The organism is Xanthobacter versatilis, assembly GCF_043193975.1.
GTDB classification, from domain to species: domain Bacteria; phylum Pseudomonadota; class Alphaproteobacteria; order Rhizobiales; family Xanthobacteraceae; genus Xanthobacter; species Xanthobacter autotrophicus_E.
In genome coordinates this window covers 186,048-204,757 of the sequence record NZ_JBAFVB010000006.1, presented here as the reverse complement: position 1 = coordinate 204,757, position 18,710 = coordinate 186,048, and the positions used below count along the sequence as shown (strand labels likewise).

General features: G+C 68.4%; 19 protein-coding genes. 15 read left to right on the top strand and 4 right to left on the bottom strand.

Annotation, left to right across the window (positions count from 1 at the left end; translation table 11 throughout):
- Positions 1–556 precede the first annotated feature (556 nt).
- The 4 genes from V5F66_RS13910 to V5F66_RS13895 all read left to right on the top strand — a co-directional run bounded on the left by V5F66_RS13910 (position 557) and on the right by V5F66_RS13895 (position 7,074).
- Positions 557–2,023, top strand: coding sequence for a porin (locus V5F66_RS13910; RefSeq protein ID WP_394094057.1), 1,467 nt, complete (start codon positions 557–559; stop codon positions 2,021–2,023).
- Positions 2,024–2,440: 417 nt separating this feature from the next.
- Positions 2,441–3,784, top strand: a complete 1,344-nt coding sequence (locus tag V5F66_RS13905) for a porin (protein WP_394094056.1) — start codon at positions 2,441–2,443, stop codon at positions 3,782–3,784.
- A 223-nt stretch (positions 3,785–4,007) separates the two neighbouring features.
- Entirely contained in the window at positions 4,008–6,197 is a 2,190-nt protein-coding gene (locus V5F66_RS13900) for an OmpA family protein (RefSeq protein WP_394094055.1), read from the top strand.
- 100 nt (positions 6,198–6,297) lie between these two features.
- Positions 6,298–7,074 carry a hypothetical protein gene (locus V5F66_RS13895; protein ID WP_394094054.1) on the top strand — a complete coding sequence of 259 codons (777 nt, stop codon included), beginning with the start codon at positions 6,298–6,300 and terminating at the stop codon, positions 7,072–7,074.
- Between the two features lie 416 nt (positions 7,075–7,490).
- Here V5F66_RS13895 and V5F66_RS13890 read toward each other — a convergent pair whose 3' ends face one another.
- Positions 7,491–9,809 (bottom strand): transglycosylase SLT domain-containing protein, encoded by a 2,319-nt coding sequence (locus V5F66_RS13890; RefSeq protein ID WP_012115800.1) that lies wholly within the window; start codon positions 9,807–9,809, stop codon positions 7,491–7,493.
- A gap of 462 nt (positions 9,810–10,271) precedes the next feature.
- Here V5F66_RS13890 and dapA point away from each other — a divergent pair, with 462 nt between their 5' ends.
- The 6 genes from dapA to V5F66_RS13860 are packed head-to-tail and all read left to right on the top strand — an operon-like array spanning position 10,272 to position 13,257.
- A complete protein-coding gene (gene dapA, locus V5F66_RS13885; RefSeq protein ID WP_012115801.1) occupies positions 10,272–11,171 on the top strand; it encodes a 4-hydroxy-tetrahydrodipicolinate synthase in 900 nt (299 codons plus the stop codon).
- Between the two features lie 24 nt (positions 11,172–11,195).
- Positions 11,196–11,450 (top strand): hypothetical protein, encoded by a 255-nt coding sequence (locus V5F66_RS13880; RefSeq protein WP_394050693.1) that lies wholly within the window; start codon positions 11,196–11,198, stop codon positions 11,448–11,450.
- Positions 11,429–11,728, top strand: coding sequence for a type II toxin-antitoxin system RelE/ParE family toxin (locus tag V5F66_RS13875; RefSeq protein WP_012115803.1), 300 nt, complete (start codon positions 11,429–11,431; stop codon positions 11,726–11,728). The genes V5F66_RS13880 and V5F66_RS13875 overlap by 22 nt, the downstream gene beginning before the upstream one ends.
- Positions 11,729–11,773: 45 nt before the next feature.
- Positions 11,774–12,250 carry an SsrA-binding protein SmpB gene (smpB, locus tag V5F66_RS13870; RefSeq protein WP_012115804.1) on the top strand — a complete coding sequence of 159 codons (477 nt, stop codon included), beginning with the start codon at positions 11,774–11,776 and terminating at the stop codon, positions 12,248–12,250.
- Between the two features lie 30 nt (positions 12,251–12,280).
- Positions 12,281–12,685: a VOC family protein gene (locus V5F66_RS13865; protein ID WP_394006001.1), complete on the top strand. Its 405-nt coding sequence runs from the start codon at positions 12,281–12,283 to the stop codon at positions 12,683–12,685.
- Complete coding sequence (locus tag V5F66_RS13860) at positions 12,682–13,257, top strand: peroxiredoxin (protein ID WP_012115806.1); 576 nt, start codon at positions 12,682–12,684, stop codon at positions 13,255–13,257. Before V5F66_RS13865 ends, V5F66_RS13860 begins: the two co-directional genes overlap by 4 nt.
- A 6-nt stretch (positions 13,258–13,263) precedes the next feature.
- On the opposite strand, the gene V5F66_RS13855 is transcribed toward V5F66_RS13860, so the two are convergent.
- Both V5F66_RS13855 and V5F66_RS13850 read right to left on the bottom strand, forming a co-directional pair.
- Entirely contained in the window at positions 13,264–13,965 is a 702-nt protein-coding gene (locus V5F66_RS13855) for a uracil-DNA glycosylase (protein WP_394094053.1), read from the bottom strand.
- A gap of 17 nt (positions 13,966–13,982) precedes the next feature.
- Positions 13,983–14,591 carry a LabA-like NYN domain-containing protein gene (locus V5F66_RS13850; RefSeq protein WP_012115808.1) on the bottom strand — a complete coding sequence of 203 codons (609 nt, stop codon included), beginning with the start codon at positions 14,589–14,591 and terminating at the stop codon, positions 13,983–13,985.
- A 206-nt stretch (positions 14,592–14,797) separates the two neighbouring features.
- On the opposite strand from V5F66_RS13850, the gene rpoZ reads away from it, so the two are divergent.
- The 3 genes from rpoZ to V5F66_RS13835 all read left to right on the top strand — a co-directional run bounded on the left by rpoZ (position 14,798) and on the right by V5F66_RS13835 (position 16,971).
- Entirely contained in the window at positions 14,798–15,187 is a 390-nt protein-coding gene (rpoZ, locus tag V5F66_RS13845; protein WP_012115809.1) for a DNA-directed RNA polymerase subunit omega, read from the top strand.
- Between the two features lie 499 nt (positions 15,188–15,686).
- A complete protein-coding gene (locus V5F66_RS13840) occupies positions 15,687–16,019 on the top strand; it encodes a hypothetical protein (RefSeq protein ID WP_394094052.1) in 333 nt (110 codons plus the stop codon).
- Positions 16,020–16,029: 10 nt separating this feature from the next.
- Positions 16,030–16,971: an AEC family transporter gene (locus tag V5F66_RS13835; RefSeq protein WP_012115811.1), complete on the top strand. Its 942-nt coding sequence runs from the start codon at positions 16,030–16,032 to the stop codon at positions 16,969–16,971.
- Here the strand turns inward: V5F66_RS13835 and gluQRS are convergent.
- Positions 16,950–17,867 carry a tRNA glutamyl-Q(34) synthetase GluQRS gene (gluQRS, locus tag V5F66_RS13830; RefSeq protein WP_394000250.1) on the bottom strand — a complete coding sequence of 306 codons (918 nt, stop codon included), beginning with the start codon at positions 17,865–17,867 and terminating at the stop codon, positions 16,950–16,952. The genes V5F66_RS13835 and gluQRS overlap by 22 nt on opposite strands.
- Here gluQRS and V5F66_RS13825 point away from each other — a divergent pair.
- Both V5F66_RS13825 and V5F66_RS13820 read left to right on the top strand, forming a co-directional pair.
- Entirely contained in the window at positions 17,866–18,045 is a 180-nt protein-coding gene (locus tag V5F66_RS13825; protein ID WP_394094051.1) for a hypothetical protein, read from the top strand. The genes gluQRS and V5F66_RS13825 overlap by 2 nt on opposite strands.
- Positions 18,045–18,695, top strand: coding sequence for a DNA-3-methyladenine glycosylase family protein (locus V5F66_RS13820; RefSeq protein ID WP_394094050.1), 651 nt, complete (start codon positions 18,045–18,047; stop codon positions 18,693–18,695). Before V5F66_RS13825 ends, V5F66_RS13820 begins: the two co-directional genes overlap by 1 nt.
- Positions 18,696–18,710: the final 15 nt, after the last annotated feature.

Here is an 18,710-nt window from a genome sequence, read left to right as displayed (position 1 = left end):
CGGTCCTGATTCTCCGCGCAGGCAGCCCTGCAAAATCCGCATGCTACCGCTGCGATAGTTCAATCACAGCAGCGCTTCGCGGCGAAAATGGCACACTTTTCCCTGTCCAGATTCCGCCACAGGTGAGGCCGGGGAACCGGTGCCCGCTGCCGTGCCACTCGTGAGCCGGCTACCGCCCGATAGGTCCGGCGAGTGACAGACGCTGCCGCAGCGGTCCCAGAACCGAAAATAGATAGAGATCATAACGTTAAATGGGTTAGGGCGCGGTTCGCGCCGGCCCGCGCATAGGTATTTAGGTAGGTTAAGAGAACAGTGCCATTCCTGCAACACCCGGCGGGAAAGCGGCCGTGGAGGGGCGTGAACGGTACCGTTTCGATTGATCACTGTTTCGCCTTTTGTATGTTGGCTTGGCGACGAAGGGGGGCAGTCCCCGGTCGCCCACTGCGTGTTCGGGGGGTCTGAGGACGCAGTGGGAAATCGGGGCAAGAACCCTCTCGGGGTGCAGCCGCACCGGCGAAGCGGAACTCGCTCCCTCGATCAAACTTGGAGGTCTAAAATGAAGATGGTGAAGAGCCTTCTCCTCGGCAGCGCGGCGGGTCTTGTCGCAGTCGCTGGAGCCCAGGCCGCCGATCTGCCTGTCAAGGCGAAGGCAGTCGAATACGTGAAGGTCTGCTCCGCTTACGGCGCCGGCTACTACTACATCCCCGGCACCGACACCTGCATCAAGATCGGCGGCTACGCCCGCTTCGATACGTATGTGAACGCTGTCGGCACCTTCAACCCGGCGATCACCTCTGCCGCCGGCACCATCTTCAACGGTCCGGGCGTGGGCAACTTTGCCTATCCCTTCAAGGACTCTGACGACAACGACTACCTGACCCGCGTTCGCGGCACCATCGACTTCGATGCCCGCACCCAGACCGACTACGGCACCCTGCGCTCCTACGTGCGCTTCGGCGCCGAGTGGAACTCGCAGACCGGCACCGGCGCTGCTTCCGGCTCGGGCATCTACTTCGAGCGCGCCTTCATCCAGTTCTCCGGCTTCACGTTCGGTTACACCCAGTCGTTCTTCGACACGGGTCTGAACTACATGCTGACCACGCCGCTGTCGGGCTCCAACACCTGGACCACCCTCGCGGCCTACACTGCCCAGTTCGGCAACGGCTTCTCCGCCACCCTGTCGCTGGAAGACGCCGCCAACCGCACCACCGGTGTGCAGATGGCCGGCTCCACCACCCAGCCCATCATCGGTACCACCACCGTTGCGAGCGGCCTCGGCTACACCAACTACCAGGCTGGCCAGCAGGCTCCTGACATCGTCGCCAACCTGCGCATCGACCAGGCTTGGGGTTCGGCCCAGCTCTCTGGCGCCCTGCACCAGGTTCAGGTCACGCTTCCCGCTTACGCCGGCTACTATCCTGGCCTGACCTCCAGCGACTCCTGGGGCTGGGCCATCGGCGGCGTGGTGGAGTTCAAGCTCCCCTTCCTCGCCGCGGGTGACAGCATCTTCTTCCAGGCTGGCTACGAAGAAGGCGCCGCCAACTACCTCGGTCTGTCGGGCACCGCCCAGGGCCGTTCGACGGGCGTCGGCTCCATCAGCCTGAACCAGGTCGGCAGCTTCATCACTGCGACCGGCGCGTTCTACACCGTGGCTGACGCGGTGGCGACCGACCTCTTCGGCGACACCTCGCTGACCAAGGGTTGGCAGATCCAGGGCCAGTTCCGTCACTACTGGACCCCCGGCCTGCGTTCCGCGCTCTATGCCGGTTACCTGAAGTACGAGACCCCGGACAACATCGTCGCGGCGCTTGACTTCAACCTGTGGCAGGTTGGCGTGAACACCGTGTGGTCGCCGGTGAAGAACCTCGATATCGGTGCTGAAGTGATCTATAGCAAGGTGGATGGCTCGGCTCCGCTCGGCGCCTACGCCTCGACCAGCGCGTCTGGCAGCAACACCTACTCGCTCGTTGGCGGCTCCACCGACATCTGGTCGGGCGGCGTGCGCGTGCAGCGTAACTTCTGATCCTCGCGCTTAGCGAAGATTTCCGAAAGGCCCCGGTGGGAAACCACCGGGGCTTTTCTTTGTCTTGATCTTTAATTCCGTTAGGTAAGTAGTGGCAATTGCTAGAATTGTAATAATCCAATAGTGCGCCCACGGTATTTCAATCTGGATCGCATTTTGCCATTGTAGTCGGCGAGACGGTGCGGCGCGTTGCGCGGGCACGATGTGCGTCGTGAAATTCGGACATGACTTCGCTTGGGCCTGGCCACCGCACGTTGCTGCATGGCGCCCTTCCACGGTGTCTGGCGATTTCAGGACATCTCGTTCCGCTCTGCTTTGGACGCCGCACCCCGCGACAAAATGATCTGGCTCCTTACTTTCCCTTGCAGGGCATGGGGGGCGACGTTAAAGATACTTTGTATCGTTATGGGGGACTCGATGTTGCGTTCCACGGCATTTGCCCAGCTCAGCCCCAACACTGGCGTCATCAGGACTGGCGTCATCAAGACTGGCGGCGCGCGGGCGCCGCTCGCCGCTGCGCTGCTCGGGCTGGCCTCCATGGTGGGGACCGCGCCTGATGCGCGCGCGGCCGACCTTCTCACCGTCAAGGCCAAGGACCCCTACATGCGCGCCTGCACCGCGCAGGGCGAGGGTTTCTATTACATTCCCGGCACCGACACCTGCATTCGCGTGGGTGGCTATGCCTGGGCGGAAGGCTATTACAACACCTATACCCAGTATCCGGCGGAGAACGACAAGAGCTATTCGGTGGCCACCGGCGGCCTCATCCTCGATGCCCGCACCGAGACCGACTACGGCACCCTGCGCTCCTATTTCGAGACCAGGTTCCGCTGGCGCTCGTCGGACCCGTGGTCCGACGGCCCGAACAAGGCCGAGCTTGAGGTCTGGAACATCTATGTCCAGTTCGCCGGCTTCACCTTCGGCCACGCGCAGTCGTTCTTCGACTTCTACGCCAACGCCAACGTGCTGGGCACCGACCCGGCCACCATCGGCGACGACACCCGCATCAACCTCATCGCCTACACCTACGAGTTCACCAAGGGCCTGAGCGCCACGGTGTCGTTCGAGGACGCGGCCGACCGCCAGAGCGGCACCCTGGCCGCCAATCCCGCCACCTTCTCCACCGACGACTACCTCGCGGGGCAGAACGCCCCCGATGTGGTGGCGAACCTGAAGTATGAGGGCGAGTGGGGCTCCGCGCAGCTCTCCGGGGCGCTCCATCAGGTCCGCGCGGTGTCGCTGCTGAACACCATCTCGGCCACCGATTCCAACTGGGGCTATGCGCTGCAGGCCGGCGTCATGTTTAAGCTGCCGGCGCTGGGAGAAGAGGACACCCTCTACCTCCAGACCGCCTACACCGATGGGGCGACGTCCTATCTCGGCCTGCAGGATCCCTCGGGCAGCTATTCGCCGCCGGATGCCTTCCTGAGCCTCACCGGCCTCACCCGGGTGTCGGGCTGGAACGTCACCGCCTCGCTCCTGCACAATTGGAACGAGAAGTGGAGCAGCGCCCTGTTCGGCGGCTATGCTGCCTATGAGTTCAACGATGCCGAGGCGCAGTCCTTCTACGGCGCGTCGGGCGGCAAGAACTACAATGTGGGCGGCTATCTCGCCTTCGCGCCGGTGAAGCATTTCAGCATCGCCCTGCAGTACGACTACACCTACAACTCGGCCGCGAACTATCTGCTCACGGATTATTCGCCGGCGCTGTCGTCGGTGTCCGCCAACCGCGTGCTGCTGTTCGTCTCGCGCGACTTCTAGAGCCGCAGCTCCTCCGCCGCGATCCAGACGCGCCATCCTCCCGCCGGAGGGTGGCGCGTCTTGCGTTGCGGCAGCATGCCGCCTGAGGGATCGGCCCTTCGCTGTCGTGAGACTTCCGGTTCGTCGCAGAAGTGTGCTGAAGTCCCCCGGCCGAAGACGGGTGGCACGTGCCACCCTGCGGCACATGCGGCAGCGCATGCCGGCGTGAGGGAGACACGGGCGGATGGTTTCAGCGGACGGGCACGAACCCAGGCCCCGGCGCGGGCACGGCACGGCGTGGCCGGGCCTGTGGCCGCTGCTGCTCGGCCTCTTCGCCTTCGCCCTGCTGTGCGCCTTCACCCTCGCCGCCGCCCGCGGCCCCATCGAGGCCGACCTTGATTCGTCGGCCGCCGACATCCTCGCCCGCACCGGGGAGGGCTGGGCCTTCGCTCATTTCGAAGGGCGCGACGCCACGCTGGAGGGCGAGGCGCTGGCCGAGGAGGCGCGGGCCAAGGTGCGCGGCTCCCTGGCCGGCATGTTCGGCGTCCGGGTGGTGCATGACGCCACCACCATCCTGCCTGAGCGGCGCCCCTTCACCTTCAGCGCGGTCAAGGACGGCCGCGTCATCGCCCTCGACGGCTATGTGCCGTCGGCGGAAGCCCTCGCCCGCATCGTCGCGGCCGCCCGTGCCGGCGGCGACCAGGTGACGGGCCAGGAACGGCTGGTGCGGGCGCGCGGCGCGCCGCCCGGCGATTTCGCCGCCCTGGTCACGTTCGGCCTCGCCCAGCTCAAGAAGCTGCCGTCCGGCCGCATCACGCTGGCCGATGGGGCCATCGGCATCGAGGGCCGCGCCCGCGACCTTGCGAGCTACGACGCCCTTGCCCAGACCATGCTCGGCCCCCTGCCGGACGGGATGGTGCTGGCCCGCTTCGCCGTGCGCCCGCCGGTGGCCTCCCCCTTCTTCTGGTCGGCGGTGCGCGACGGCACGGTGCTGCGGCTGAGCGGCTTCGTGCCCTCGTCTGAGGCTCGCGGCGAGGTAGCCGCCGCCCTTTCCGCCGCGGTGCCCGGCATTGGCATCAAGGATGACACCCGGCTGGCGGACGGCGCCCCCGCCACCGAGTTGTGGCTGAAGGCGGTGCGCTTTGCCGGACAGGTGCTGGCGCAACTGCCCGAAGGCCGGGTGACGCTCTCCGACAGCACCATCGCGGTGGAGGGGGCGGCGCCGAGCTTCCCGGCCTTCGACCAGCTGCTGGCCCAGCGCCGCGCGCCGCCGGACGGCTTCCAGATCACCCGCTTCGCCGTGGAGCCGCCGCGCGCGGCCCCCTTCATCTGGCGCATCGAGCGATTGGCCGAGGCGGTGCGGCTGTCCGGCTACGCGCCTTCGGAGGAGGCCCGTCGGCTGCTGGTGGATGCGACCCGCGCGGCCTTCCCCGGCGTGCAGGTCTCCGACGACATGCAGCTCGCCTCCGGCGGGCCGGCGCCGGAAGTGTGGGCGAGCACGGCGAGCTTCGCCGTGGCCCAGCTGGTCAAGCTGCGCACCGGGGCGGCCGACGTGGCGGGCACGAAGGTGACGCTTTCCGGTGAGGCCACCGATTCCGTCACCTTCCTGTCGGTGATGCAGGCGGTGAAGGCGCCGCCGGCGGGGGTGAGCGTGGTGACGGACGACCTCGAGCCGCCCGCCATCTCGCCCTATGTGTTCTCGGTGCGCCGGGAGGGCGACGAGCTTACCGTCTCCGGCTTCTATCCGGACGCGGCCGCCCACGCCGCCATCCGCGCGGCGCTGGAGCGCGACTTCCTGCGCGAAAAGGTGAATGATGTGTCCGCCGTGGGCGGCGGCGCGCCGGCCGGGTTCCTGCCCGCGGTGCTGTCGGGGCTCACGCAATTGTCGCGCACGGGAACCGGGGAGATCAGCATCGTCGATGGCCAGTTGCGCCTCACCGGCACCGCCCTGACCTCGGCCGCCGCCAGCGAGATGGACGCCGAGCTGAAGCGGGCCGTGCGCCCGCCCTTCATGGTGGAGACCGCCATTGACGCGGCCGTCGCCCCGCCGCCGACGGATACGCCCACGTGCGGCCGGCAGGTGGGCGAGCTTCTGGCGCGTGGCACCATCCGCTTCGCCAGCGGCAGCGCCGAGATCGACCGGCACAGCCGGGGTCTCATCGATCGCCTCGCGGTGGCGCTCAAGCGGTGTCCCACCGCCATGGTGCGCATCCTGGGCCATACCGACGGGGTGGGGGACGCCGAGTTCAACAAGCGCCTGTCGGAGGCGCGGGCCAATGCGGTGCTCGCCTATCTCGTCACCGCCGGGGTTACCGCCGATCGCCTGAGCGCGGCGGGTTTCGGCGCCGGCCAGCCGCTGGCGCCCAATGATACCGAGGCGGGCAAGGCGCTGAACCGCCGCATCGAGTTCGAGGTGAAGGAGCGCGCACCGTGATCTATCTCACCCTCGCCTTGTGGCCTTATCTTCTGGGGGCGGTGGGAATCGGCCTTGCCACCGGCTATGCGCTCGGCCGGCTGAACCCGGGGAGGCGTGCATGACGGCCTTCACCATCGAAGTCCTACTGCTTCTGGCCCTGGCCTTCCTGCTGGGGCTGGCCGTGGGCTTCAAGCTCGGCCGCCGCGCCGTCCCTACGGCCGAAAGCGGGGCACCGCCCGTGGCCACGTTCACCGGCCGGCTGCCGGTGCACGAGGCAGGCGAGAACGAGGCGGGTGAGTACGGGGCAGGAGAGCGCGGGGCAGGTGGGCGCCTGCCACCGTCAGCGCTGCCCTTCTCCGCCACACCCTCCGACCCCGGACCCCATGATAGCGCCCATGACACCGCACCGGACCCTGTGGCTCCGCGTGCGCCGCTTCAAGGCGAGCCGCTTCCCCTGCCGCCGCGCCCGGTGCCGGCGCCGCGGGAGCCGGACCTGTTCTCCCGGCTCGGGCTGAGCCCGAACCTCGCCTCCCTGCCGCCGGAACCGGAGGACGAGCCCCTGCCGTTGCCGCTGCCCCCGCCGCCGGTGGTGCGGGAGAAGGGGCCGGACGGCCATCCCGGCGTGCGCCCGCCCACCCTCGATGCGCCGGAGGGGGAGGGGGCGGACGACCTCAAGCTGCTGAAGGGCATCGGCCCGCAGAACGAGCGCCGGCTCAACGCGCTCGGCATCTTCCATATCCGCCAGATCGCCGCCTGGACCCCAGACGAGGCGGCCTGGGTGGGCAGCTACCTGGCCTTTCCCGGCCGCATCGAACGGGAGAACTGGATCGGCCAGGCCCGTGCCCTCGCCGCCGGCGCGCCGCCGCCGGAGCCGGGCAGCCGCCGGCGAGGGTGAGGCGGGTCGCGGCTTCAGGGGGAGAGGATTGCCATCATCCCGCACCACGGGTGAACCCTCTCCCGCGTGCGGGGAGGGCAGGGTAGGGGCAGCGCCATAAGGAGATAGAGCACCGTCGCCGTCCGGCTTGACCGGACGCCCCATGGCCGGGCCAGGACAATGCGGTGGGGATAACGCGGCGGGTGCCTGGAAAGCGGCGAGATGGCCCCTCCGGTCAAGCCGGAGGGCGACGGGGTCGGGAAGTGCCAGCCCTCCCCCCGCACGTGGGCGAGTGCGCGCATCTCAGGAGGTGGAGAGCAGGCCGCTGTCATCCCGCCGCTGGTGAACCCTCCCCACAAGCGGGAGAAGGGCGCATCGCATCAGGGCGAGATGTTGGTCGTCATCGGAGGCCCGCCCTTTTGAACAGCCCGTCCGCCTCAGCGGCCGCCGCGCAGGTCGGCTTCCATCTGCAGCTTGGAGGGGATGTTGAAGCGCACCTTGTAGACTTGGTAGTTCTCCATCACCCGCTGCACATAGTTGCGGGTCTCGGAGAAGGGGATGGATTCCACCCAGTCCACCACGTCCACGTCCGGGTCGCGCGGGTCGCCGTAGCGCTGGATCCACTTGGCCACGCTGCCGCGCCCGGCATTGTAGGCGGCGAACACCAGCACGTAGTTGCCGCCGTAATTCTGCACCAGCTCGCCCAACTCGGCGGCGCCGAACTGCACGTTGTAGGACTGGTCGCTCATGAGCCGGGATTCGCTGAAGGGCACGCCGGTCTTCTTGGTGACCTCGCGGCCGGCCTCGGGCGTCACCTGCATCAGGCCCATGGCCTTGGCGCTGGACAGCGTGCGGGCGTTGAACTGGCTTTCCTGCCGCGCCACCGCATAGATTGCCGCCTTGTCCACCGGATTGCCGATGGGGGTGTAGCTGGGCAGGCCGAAGGTGGGGAAGGCTTCCGCCTCCAGCGGATGACCCTCCGCGAGGCCCTCCTTGCCCACCACCAGCGCGCCGCGGGCGTCGCCATTTGCCTCGGCGAGGTCGGCCAGCATGGCAAGCTGGGCCGGATCCTCCATGCGCCAGGCGAGGTCGTAATAGATGGTCAGGGGAATGTCGCGCTCGCCCACCGCATAAAGCATGCGGATGGCCTTCACCGGCTCCAGCCGGGCGAAGGTGTTGCGGCTGTCGAACGAGGGCGAGGGCGAGCGCAGCACCACCGGCGCCATGCCGAGCTTGGTGCGCGAGAGCTGGCCGTAATAGGTGGCCGGGAAGCGCGCCGCTGCCTGGAAGCGCTCGCGGGCACGGCCGCCGTCGCCCATGGCCTCGGCCGCCCGCGCCTGCCAGTAATAGGCCCGCGACAGGGTGATGGGGTGCTTCTGGTCGTCGTCGATCTTGGCGAAATGCTGGGCGGCGGTGCGCGGGTCCTTCAGGAAGCGCAGGGCGATCCAGCCGGCGGTGAAATGCTGCTCGGCACGGTAATTGTCGGCCTTGGGCGGCACGCCGGTGGCGGCCACCTTGTAGGCGGTCTGGAAATCGCCGGCGTCCAGCAGCTCGCGGGCGACGAGGCGCCGCTCGATCCACCATTCGTCTGGATCGGCCCGCACCTGGTCGGAGGTGGCGCCGGCCAGGAGCGCGCGCGCGGCGTCCTGCGGCTTGTCGGCCCGGCGGGCGAGCTGGGACTTGGCGAACAGATAGGCCGGATCGCTCGACAAATTGAACGGCACCTGGGCCAGCAGCTTCTCGCCGTTGGAGTCCTTCTTGGCGATGGCCATGCGCGCCTTGGTGAGGGCGACGATGTCCGAGCCGGCGCGGGCGGCGGCGCGCAGGGCGCGGTCGGGGTCCGGCTTGTAGCTGAAGCGGTCGGCCCGCAGCTTGTGGTCGGTGCGGGTGAGGAAGCCGGAGAACTCGTCGATGATCTTCGATTCGAAGCTCTCGTTCAGCTCATCCTCGCGCCACGCCTCTCGCACCCAGTCGGCCGCATCCGAGCGGTTGCCGGCGGCCACGAGGTAGCGGGCGAGCGCGATCTTGCCCTCGCCGGAGAGCGGCGGCTGCTCGGCGAAGAAGTCGCGCGCCTTGGCCGGGTCGCGGTTCTCCTGGAACAGCACCCGCTCGGCGCGGCGGCGCAGGGTGTTCTGGGTCGGCCAGCCGGGCTTGTCCTTCAGGAACTGGTTGATGGCGTCGAAGCCGAGGTCGTTGGGGGCGTGGCGGATGACGAGCCAGGTCACGAGGCTGCGCGCCGCCGGATCGTCGAGCTGCTGGGCGGCGCCCATGGCTTCCGCCGCGCGTCCGTTCTTGGCGGCGTTCACCGCCACCTTCAGCGCGGCGAGGTCGCCGCCGGGAATGTTGGACGAGGCGCCCAGCGTCGGCGCCACCTGGGGCGTGGCGGCCGGGGCGCGGGCGGTGGCCGGCTTGCCCGAGGGCTTGGAGGTGGACGGCTTTGCCGCATCCTTGTGGGCCTTGGCGTCCTTGCCGGACTTGGCGTCGGCAGATGCCTTGGCATTGCCGGTCGGTTTGGTGTCCTTGGCCTTGGCGTCCTTCGCCTTGCTGTCGTGGGCCTTGGCGTCCTTGGCCTTGGTGTCCTTGGCGGAATGGGTATCCTTCGCCTTCGAATCCTTGGCCTTGGCGTCCTTCGCGCTGTCCTTGGCGGAGGCCGGCTTGGCCGTCGGCGTGGTCTCCGCGAGAGCCGGCATCGCCCCGCTCCACGCGAGGGCGAGCGCAAGCGCGCTCACGGAAATCAGGCTCGAAACAGGCGACATGCAATGTCCTCGCGGCGGGTTGGTGTCGTTTGATGTGATCTTGCGGCTCCCCCTCACCCATGTTCCGCCAGCCGTGTTGACGAAACCCTAACCAGATTGATCGCGCAAAGAGGGCGAAAACGCGGCTCCTGACCTAGCGTCGGTTGCAGGGACGAAAATCCCTCACCGGGGTGCCGCTCTTTGGCGAAAAACAGGCGCATCGGCCTGAGGGCGCGGCGCCCGCGCGGTGTTCGGCGTACCGGCGGGGGGCCGGACGCATGGTGTCGTCGCGTGCCCCCTTTCCGGCCGGCCGGCAAAAGGATAAGGGTCAAGGCCCGCCCGCCGCTCATCCGAGCCGGCGTGCGCCGGGACGTTGGCGCACGGTCTCAAGGTTCGCGCGCAGGCGGTCCCGGTCAATCACAAGCCCCGCGAGGCAGGCCTCACCGGCCAGCCGATAAGCCCCAGGAACCCAAGGCGTTCGCCATGTCGCCCATTTCGTCTGCGTCGCGCTTCCGCGGCTCGTTTACCGCTCTCGTCACCCCGTTCCGCGACGGCGCACTGGATGAAAAGGCGTTCCGCGCCTTCGTGGACTGGCAGATCGCCGAAGGCACCCACGGCCTCGTGCCGGTCGGCACCACCGGCGAAAGCCCGACCCTCTCCCACGAGGAGCACAATCGCGTGGTGGAATGGACGGTCCAGCAGTCCGCCGGCCGGGTGCCGGTGATGGCGGGCGCCGGATCCAACAACACGGCGGAGGCGGTGGCCCTCGCCCAGCACGCGCAGAAGGTGGGCGCCGACGCCCTGCTGGTGGTGACGCCCTACTACAACAAGCCCACCCAGGAAGGCCTCTACCAGCACTTCAAGGCCATCGCCAACGCGGTGGAGCTGCCGATCTTCATCTACAACATCCCGAGCCGCTCGGTGATCGACATGTCGGTGGAGACCATGGCGCGGCTGTTCGAGATCAAGAACATCGCTGGCGTGAAGGATGCCACCGCGAACCTCGCCCGCGTGTCGCTGCAGCGGCAGGTGCTGGGGCCGGACTTCATCCAGCTCTCGGGAGAGGATGCCACGGCGCTGGGCTTCAACGCCCATGGAGGGCAGGGCTGCATCTCGGTGGCCTCCAACGTCGCGCCGCGCCTGTGCTCGGATTTCCAGACGGCCTGCCTTTCCGGCGACTACAAGGCGGCGCTGGCGATCCAGGACATCCTGATGCCGCTGCATACGGCGCTGTTCGTGGAGACCAATCCGGCGCCCACCAAGTATGCCCTCTCGCTGCTCGGCAAGATGAGCGAGGAGGCGCGGCTTCCCATGGTGCCGGTCTCAGAGACCACCCGCGCCGTGGTGAAGAGCGCCATGGTGCATGCCGGCCTCATCAACTGAGCCCGGGTCTGCTATCCTTCGTCCATGACCAAGCTGCTGGACCAGGCCATCGCCGAGATCCGCAAGCTCTCCGACGCGGAACAGGACCGCGCCGCCGAGCTGCTGCTCGGCCTCGTCCACCGGGACGAGGCGGGTGAGGCGGGTGAGGGCGGGGAAGCGGACTACCAGCTGACGCCGGAGCAGATCGAGCGGGTCCGGCTCGGTCTTGCCCAGGCGCGGCGCGGCGAGTTCGCGGATCCGCAGGAGATCGAGGAGCTGTGGCGGCAGTTCGGTCTGTGAAGGTCCACTTCACGCCGGTCGCGCAGCAGGACCTTGCGGCGATCCTTGCCTATCTGCGGCAGCATTCGCCAATGGGCATGCGTCACGTGGGTTCCGCGATCCAGCAGACCATCCGCCTGCTTGCGGCCGAGCCGTTCATGGGGCGGCCGGGGGTTCTGCCGGGCACCCGCGAGTTCATCGTGCGCGGCTATCCCTATATCATTGCGTATGAGGTTGATGAGACGCGCCGGGAACTGTCCATCGTTTCCGTCATCCACACCGCCCGCCAGCGCCCCTGACCCCTCCCGCTTGCCTGAGCGGTGCGTCGAGACCACATTCCCATCATGAGCAGCAAGAAGACCGAAGCCCCGCGCAAGATCGCCGCCGACAACCGGCGCGCGCGGTTCGATTTTGAAATTGGCGAGACTTTCGAGGCCGGTGTCATGCTCACCGGCACCGAGGTGAAGAGCCTGCGCACCGGCAAGGCCACCATCGGCGAGAGCTATGCCGCCCAGAAGGCCGGGGAGATGTGGCTCTACAACGCCTATATCCCGGAATATCTGGAGGCCAACCGCTTCAACCACGAGACCCGCCGGCCCCGCAAGCTGCTGCTGCACAAGCGGCAGATCGCCAAGCTCGGCCATGCGGTGGAGCGCGAGGGCATGACCGTGGTGGCGCTGAAGATCTATTTCAATGACCAGGGTCGGGCGAAGGTGGAGCTGGCCCTCGCCAAGGGCAAGAAAGCCCATGACAAGCGCGAGGCCTCCAAGGAACGCGACTGGGCGCGCGACAAGGCGCGCCTGATGCGCGACCGTGGCTGATCGGGCGGGGCGCGGACAAGGGGAGGGGAGATGGCCGGCAAGATCGCCTTCGATCACTGCGTGGTCCATGTGAGCGATTTCGCGCGCTCCAACGCCTTCTATGCGGCCGTGCTGGGGGCCGAGGTGGTGCCGGCGGGGGCGGGCTTCGCCTATCGCTTCGGAGACCGCCAGCTCAACCTGCACGGGCCGGGGGTGGACCCGGTTCCGGTGGCGCGACTACCGGTCCAGCCCGGCAACAGCGACCTGTGCTTCCGCTGGAACGGGCCGATTGCCGAGGCGGCGGCCCACCTTGCCGCTCATGGCATCACGCCGGAACTGGGCCCGGTGCCGCGCTTCGGCGCGCTGGGGCGGGGCACCAGCCTCTATTTCCGCGATCCCGACGGGTCGCTTCTGGAATTCATCTCCTATGACGACGCGCCGGGGGAGCAGCCATGACCACCTATAACAGCCTGCCCGACAGCCTCCCCGCGCCGGAGGATGACGGCCACGCCGCCCACCTGCCGGGGCTGGAGCTGCCCATCATCCAACTGCCGGCCACCGACGGGCGGCTGGTGGATCTTTCGGGCCTGTCGGGCCTTGCGGTGGTCTATGCCTATCCGCGCACCGGCGTGCCCGGCGAGCCCCTGCCCACGGGCTGGGACGAGATCCCCGGCGCGCGGGGCTGCACCCCGCAATCGTGCGCCTTCCGCGACCATTTCGCGGACCTCAAGGCGGCGGGGGCGGAGCATGTGTTCGGCCTCTCCCTGCAGGACACGGCCTACCAGCAGGAGGTGGCGGAGCGCCTCCACCTGCCGTTCCCGCTCCTGTCGGACCACCGGCACGAGCTGACCCACGCCATCCGCCTGCCCACCTTCACGGTGGAGGGCGCGACGCTGTTGAAGCGCATCACCCTCATCATCGAGGACGGCGCCATCTCCCACGTCTTCTATCCGGTGTTCCCGCCGGACCGGAACGCGGCGGACGTGCTGGCGCACCTTCACGCCAAGCGGTCGCAGGACGGGGAATAGGCCTGCTCAGGCGGCGTCGAGATAGGCCCGCACCGAGGCGAAGACCGAGCGGAACATGTCCGGCGTCAGCACCCGCGTATTGGTGTTGTAGCGCGAGCAATGGTAGCTCGCGAACAGCCGTACCGGCCCCAGTGTGCCGTCCGTGATGGTATCCGCCACGCCATGGCCGAACTTGAGCCGCGAGGCTTTCTGCCCCAGCGCCGCCAGCGTCGAATCATGGGCGATCTTGCCCAGCGTCACGATGGCGGCGAGGCGCGGCATGGCGGCCATGGGCGCGGACAAAAACGGCCGGCAGGTGCGGATTTCCTCCGGCGTCGGCTTGTTTTGTGGCGGCACGCAGCGCACCGCGTTCACGATGCGGGCATCGGTGAGGGTGAGGCCGTCTTCGGGATGGGCGGCATAGGTGCCGGTGGCGAAGCCGTATTCGATCAGCGTCGCGTAGAGCAGGTCGCCGGCATAGTCGCCGGTGAAGGGACGCCCGGTGCGGTTCGCCCCGCGCAGGCCGGGGGCGAGGCCGACGATGAGCAGCCGCGCATCCTCGGGCCCGAAGGCCGGCACGGGAGCGTTGTGCCAGGAAGGCTCCGCCGCCTGCCAGTCATGGCGGAAATCGGCGAGGCGCGGGCACAGGGGGCAGTCGGCCCCCGGCTCCAGGGCCGCTCGCGCAGGCGCCCGGGCTGAGGATGCCCGGGCAACGGAAACCTTGGCCATGCTTGGTGACCCGCGGCTCAGGGTTCGCCGGGGTCGCTGGCGGCGGCGGCGCCGCGGCGTTCCAGGAAGCGGGGCGTCTCCGACATGCGGCCCTGCCGCTCGGAGGGGTCGCGCCCGATCTTGGGCTGCAGGTCCACGAGGTCGATGAAGACATCGGCCTGTCGGCGCAGATCGTCGGCGATCAGTGGCGGCTGGGTGGAGATGGTGGACACCACCGACACGCGCACGCCCTTGCGCTGGAGCGCCTCCACCAGCGAGCGGAAGTCGCCGTCGCCGGAGAACAGGACGATGTGGTCCACGTGCTCGGCCAGCTCCATGGCATCCACGGCGATCTCGATGTCCATGTTGCCGCGCACGCGCCGGCGACCCTGGGAATCGGTGAATTCGCGGGCAAGCTTCGTGACCACGGCGTAGCCGTTGTAGTCCAGCCAGTCGAGCAGCGGGCGGATCGAGGAATATTCCTGGTCCTCGATCAGTGTCGTGTAATAAAACGCCCGCAACAGATACCCACGGCTCTGGAATTCCTTCAGGAGCCGCTTGTAGTCAATGTCGAAGCCGAGCGCTTTGGTAGCTGAATATAGATTGGCGCCATCTATCAGAAGAGCGATCTTTTCCAGGCCCTGCATACAAAGGTCCGCCGATGGAATGGGAATGGGCGTAACGGGAACGGCTGCAAACCACGTCCTACGTTCGCCTTTCTCCGACGAAGGCCGGCCCAAAGCAAGCGAAAAAGGCAGGGCGGGCTTGCCCATCATGGTGAATTGCTGTACTGACCCGCTCTTCCCAAGGCCGATAGTTGCGCGCCTTATGCGCATGAGGGAGTGACGAGCCCATGGCCCGTGTCACGGTTGAAGATTGCATCGACAAGGTGGACAACCGGTTCGAGCTGGTCCTGCTCGCCGCCCACCGGGCGCGCATGATCTCGTCCGGCGCCCAGATCACCGTTGATCGCGACAACGACAAGAACCCCGTGGTCGCCCTGCGCGAGATTGCCGACGAGCACGTCGGCCCCGAGGATCTGAAGGAAGACCTCATCCACTCGCTGCAGAAATACACCGAGGTGGACGAGCCCGAGCCCGAGGCGGTGCCCATGATCGCTTCCGGCGACAGCTCGGGTGGCGAGGACAGCGACGTGATGCTCGACCGGATGACCGAGGAAGAGCTGCTCGCCGGCCTCCAGGGCCTCGTGCCCCCGGAGCACACCGACGACGACGAAGGCTGATCTGCCGGGCTGATCGGCCTAGCCGATCATCAGCCGCGCACCCGCGTGCGGTTTGGTGCCATAGCGCTATTCACGGCCGGGCGAGTCCCGGCCGTTTCGTTTTGCGGGCTGCCAAGAGGGCCGGCGAACAGGGCTGTTGCTAGACCGGTCACGATTAAACCCTCCCCGGCAAGCAGGAGGGAGCAGCTCCCCAATTCAAACCGATTTAAGCGAACCCGTTGACGGGATTGCAGCTGAGTCCTATGGTCCCCGCCATGCATTGTTCCGGATACGAGATGCTGGGTTTTGGCCCGGTCCTGCGGCGAATTCCGCGCCCGGTCGACACGGTCGGCCGGGTACTGACGCGCCGTCCGGGACGCTGATTTTACAGGCGCCGCTGCAAAGCCAGCCGTGCCGCTTGTGAATCCCCCGATCCGACACGGCGCGATGACCGCAAGGGCCGCACGGTCCTTCTTCACCGCCTGCGGCCGATAGGCCCGTTTCCGTTCCGGATCGTCCCATGTCCCATGCCCATTCCCTGACCACCGTCGCCGCCGACGGCGCGGACTTCCATCGCCTCGCTGTGGAGGTCGAGCCCGAGACCAACCTGCTGCTGCGCCTTCTGGAGCCGTTCGTGATCCACGACGTGCTGCCGTCCCGCGTGGCGTGTGCCGCCACGAGCGATGGCCTCGCGGTGGAGATCGTGTTCGCCGCCTCCGCCGATCTCGCGCAGCGTCTCCATGGCCGGCTGTCGGTGATGGTGGGGGTGCGCGACGCGGTGCTGTCGCCTGCCGGCCGCGCCGGGGGCGCCGTTGCCTCCGAACATCGCGCGGCGTCCCACCGCGCCGCCTGACGGATCTTCCATGCTGAGCACCCTCGCCGACATCGCCGTCATCGTTCTTCCGGTCTTCGGCATGGTGGCGGTGGGCTACCTGGCCGCCAAGGTGAAGCTGGTGAGCGAGCGGGCCAGCGACGGGCTGGCCGAATTCGTCTTCAGCCTCGCGGTGCCGGCGCTGATCTTCAAGACGCTAAGCGAATCGAGCCTGCCGGAGGCCCAGCCCTGGGGCTACTGGATCTCCTATTTCGCCGGCGCGTTCTTCGCCTTCGGCCTCGCCATGCTGGCGGCGCGCAGATTGTTCGGCCGCAGCCCGCAGGAGGCGGTGATTCACGGCTTCGCCGCGGGGCAGGCCAACACCGTGTTCGTGGGCGTGCCGCTCATCCTGAAAGCCTACGGGCCGGAGGGGGCGGTGCCGCTGTTCCTGCTCATCGCCATCCACCTGCCGGTGATGCTGGTGGCTGCCACCGTGCTGATGGAGGGCAGCGCCGGCTTCTCCCGCGGCACCGCCATGAAGCTGGTGAGGGCGCTGGCGCTCAACCCCATCCTCATCGGCATCTATGCTGGCGCGCTGGGCCGCGTGCTCGGCATCCAGGCCACCGGCATTCCCAAGCAGATGGTGGACCTGATCGCCGCCGCCGCCACGCCCTGCGCCCTCATCTCGCTGGGCCTGTCGCTGAAGCGCTACGGCATGACGGGGGGCGACCTTGCCCCCTCCGCGCTCATCAGCGGGTTGAAGCTGCTGGTGCATCCGGCGGCGGTCTACGGGCTCACCTTCCTGTTCCCCATGCCGGCCGTGTGGGCCGGGGTGGCGGTGCTGTTCGCCGCCATGCCCTCGGGCATCAACGGCTATCTTCTGGCCCAGCGCTACGGCATCGGGGTGGGGGCCTCCACCAGTGCCGTGTCCATGTCCACCGGGCTTGCGGTGTTCACGGTGGCGCTCTGGCTCTACGTGCTCGGGGTCGGCTGAAGCGACAGCCGCCGCAGCACATCCTGCGGGGTGGCGCCGGCGGCGCGCAGGGCGGCAAGGCTGGTGGCGGAATTGCTCTTGGAGAGCTTGTAGCCGCTGTCGTCCAGAATCAGCCGGTGGTGGTGATAGATCGGCGTCGGCAGGCCCAGCAGGCGTTGCAGCAGCACATGCACCGAGGTGGCGTGATAAAGGTCCATGCCGCGGATGACGTGGGTGATGCCCTGCGCGGCGTCGTCCACCACCACCGAGAGGTGGTAGGAGGTGGGTACGTCCTTGCGGGCCAGCACCACGTCGCCCCAGCGGGCGGCATCGGCCTCCACCGTCTTGCGCGGGCCTTCGGGCACGCCCTGCGCCTCCCCCCACGTGAGCGGGCCACCGCCCATGTCCCTCACCGCCGCGATGGAGGCTGCCATGTCCAGCCGCACCACGAACGGCGCGCCCTGGTCGCGCAGCGCAGCCCGCGCCGCATCGCTCATGGCGGCGCGGGGGAAGGGGTTGAGCGGCGCCCCGTCCGGATCGCGCGGGGCAGGGCGGCCGGTGGCGCTTTCCTGCCCGATCACCGCGCCGGCGATCTCGGACCGGCTCTCGAACGCCGGATAGACCAGCCCCAAGGCTTCGAGCCGGGCGATGGCGGCGGCATAATCGGCGAAATGGTCCGATTGCCGGCGCACCGGGCCGTCGGGGACGACGCCCAGCCAGGAGAGGTCGTCGAGGATGCCGCGCGCATATTCCGGGCGACATCGGGTGGTGTCGATGTCCTCCAGGCGTAACAGGAAGGTACCGCCCATGCGCCGCGCCGCCTCCACATTCACCAGCGCCGAGAAGGCGTGGCCCAGATGCAGCCGGCCGTTGGGGCTGGGCGCGAAGCGGCAGGTGAAGCGCGCGGGATGGGACATGGCCGTGGATGACATGGCGCTGGAAGGCATGACGCTGGAAGGCATGGCGCTAGGATTAGAGCGTTTTCGCGCGAAGGGGATCCCGGTTCGCGTGAACGAGATGCGTGGACACAGGATTTTCGCGCGCAGTGGGCTGATGCGCTTGGAGCGCGTGTCAGCACGAGGTGGGAGGGAATGATGAGCGAGCCGCACCTCTCCGACCAGCCGGCGTTCGACCGGGCGCTGGACGATCTGCTCGCCCTCGATCCGCGTCTCGTGCCGCTGGTGGATCTGGCCGGCCGGCCGACCCTGCGCCGGCGCCCGCCGGGCTTTGCGGGGCTGGCTGCGGTGGTGGTGGCGCAGCAGCTTTCGGTGGCCTCGGCGCGGGCCATCCATGGCCGGCTGGAATCAACCCTCGGCGGCGCGCCAAGCGTGGATGCCATGCTGGCCGCGACCCCGGAGGCCCTGCGCGCCGCCGGCCTCTCCGCGCCCAAGATCCGCACCCTCACCGGCATTGCCCGGGCGCTGGCGGAGGGGGCGGTGGACCTCGACGCCGTGGCCCGCATGGAGCCGGACGCCGCCGCCGAGACCCTCACCCGCCTGCCCGGCGTGGGGCTGTGGACCGCCGACATCTACCTGCTGTTCTGCCTCGGCCGGGCCGATGCTTTTCCCCATGGCGACCTCGCCCTGCAGGTGGCGCTGGGCGAGGCCTTCGACCTGCCGGGGCGCGCGACGCCCCAGGGCCTGCGGGCGGTGGCGGAGGACTGGCGGCCGCTGCGCGGCGTGGCGGCCCATCTGCTGTGGGCGTATTATGGTGCGCGGCGCACCCGTCAGGGCGCGCCGGCCTGAGCGTTTCGAAGCCCA

What these genes read in the sequence shown, in the direction of transcription:
- V5F66_RS13900 (WP_394094055.1), top strand. Translation starts at nt 4,008, where the DNA reads ATGGTTTCAGCGGACGGGCACGAACCCAGGCCCCGGCGCGGGCACGGC.
- gluQRS (WP_394000250.1), bottom strand. Translation starts at nt 17,867, where the DNA reads ATGTCCCATCCCGCGCGCTTCACCTGCCGCTTCGCGCCCAGCCCCAAC.
- V5F66_RS13840 (WP_394094052.1), top strand. Translation starts at nt 15,687, where the DNA reads ATGTCCCATGCCCATTCCCTGACCACCGTCGCCGCCGACGGCGCGGAC.
- V5F66_RS13865 (WP_394006001.1), top strand. Translation starts at nt 12,281, where the DNA reads ATGGCCGGCAAGATCGCCTTCGATCACTGCGTGGTCCATGTGAGCGAT.
- V5F66_RS13825 (WP_394094051.1), top strand. Translation starts at nt 17,866, where the DNA reads ATGGCCGTGGATGACATGGCGCTGGAAGGCATGACGCTGGAAGGCATG.
- V5F66_RS13835 (WP_012115811.1), top strand. Translation starts at nt 16,030, where the DNA reads ATGCTGAGCACCCTCGCCGACATCGCCGTCATCGTTCTTCCGGTCTTC.
- V5F66_RS13850 (WP_012115808.1), bottom strand. Translation starts at nt 14,591, where the DNA reads ATGCAGGGCCTGGAAAAGATCGCTCTTCTGATAGATGGCGCCAATCTA.
- V5F66_RS13895 (WP_394094054.1), top strand. Translation starts at nt 6,298, where the DNA reads ATGACGGCCTTCACCATCGAAGTCCTACTGCTTCTGGCCCTGGCCTTC.
- V5F66_RS13905 (WP_394094056.1), top strand. Translation starts at nt 2,441, where the DNA reads ATGTTGCGTTCCACGGCATTTGCCCAGCTCAGCCCCAACACTGGCGTC.
- V5F66_RS13820 (WP_394094050.1), top strand. Translation starts at nt 18,045, where the DNA reads ATGAGCGAGCCGCACCTCTCCGACCAGCCGGCGTTCGACCGGGCGCTG.
- V5F66_RS13880 (WP_394050693.1), top strand. Translation starts at nt 11,196, where the DNA reads ATGACCAAGCTGCTGGACCAGGCCATCGCCGAGATCCGCAAGCTCTCC.
- V5F66_RS13890 (WP_012115800.1), bottom strand. Translation starts at nt 9,809, where the DNA reads ATGTCGCCTGTTTCGAGCCTGATTTCCGTGAGCGCGCTTGCGCTCGCC.
- V5F66_RS13855 (WP_394094053.1), bottom strand. Translation starts at nt 13,965, where the DNA reads ATGGCCAAGGTTTCCGTTGCCCGGGCATCCTCAGCCCGGGCGCCTGCG.
- rpoZ (WP_012115809.1), top strand. Translation starts at nt 14,798, where the DNA reads ATGGCCCGTGTCACGGTTGAAGATTGCATCGACAAGGTGGACAACCGG.
- V5F66_RS13910 (WP_394094057.1), top strand. Translation starts at nt 557, where the DNA reads ATGAAGATGGTGAAGAGCCTTCTCCTCGGCAGCGCGGCGGGTCTTGTC.
- V5F66_RS13860 (WP_012115806.1), top strand. Translation starts at nt 12,682, where the DNA reads ATGACCACCTATAACAGCCTGCCCGACAGCCTCCCCGCGCCGGAGGAT.
- smpB (WP_012115804.1), top strand. Translation starts at nt 11,774, where the DNA reads ATGAGCAGCAAGAAGACCGAAGCCCCGCGCAAGATCGCCGCCGACAAC.
- dapA (WP_012115801.1), top strand. Translation starts at nt 10,272, where the DNA reads ATGTCGCCCATTTCGTCTGCGTCGCGCTTCCGCGGCTCGTTTACCGCT.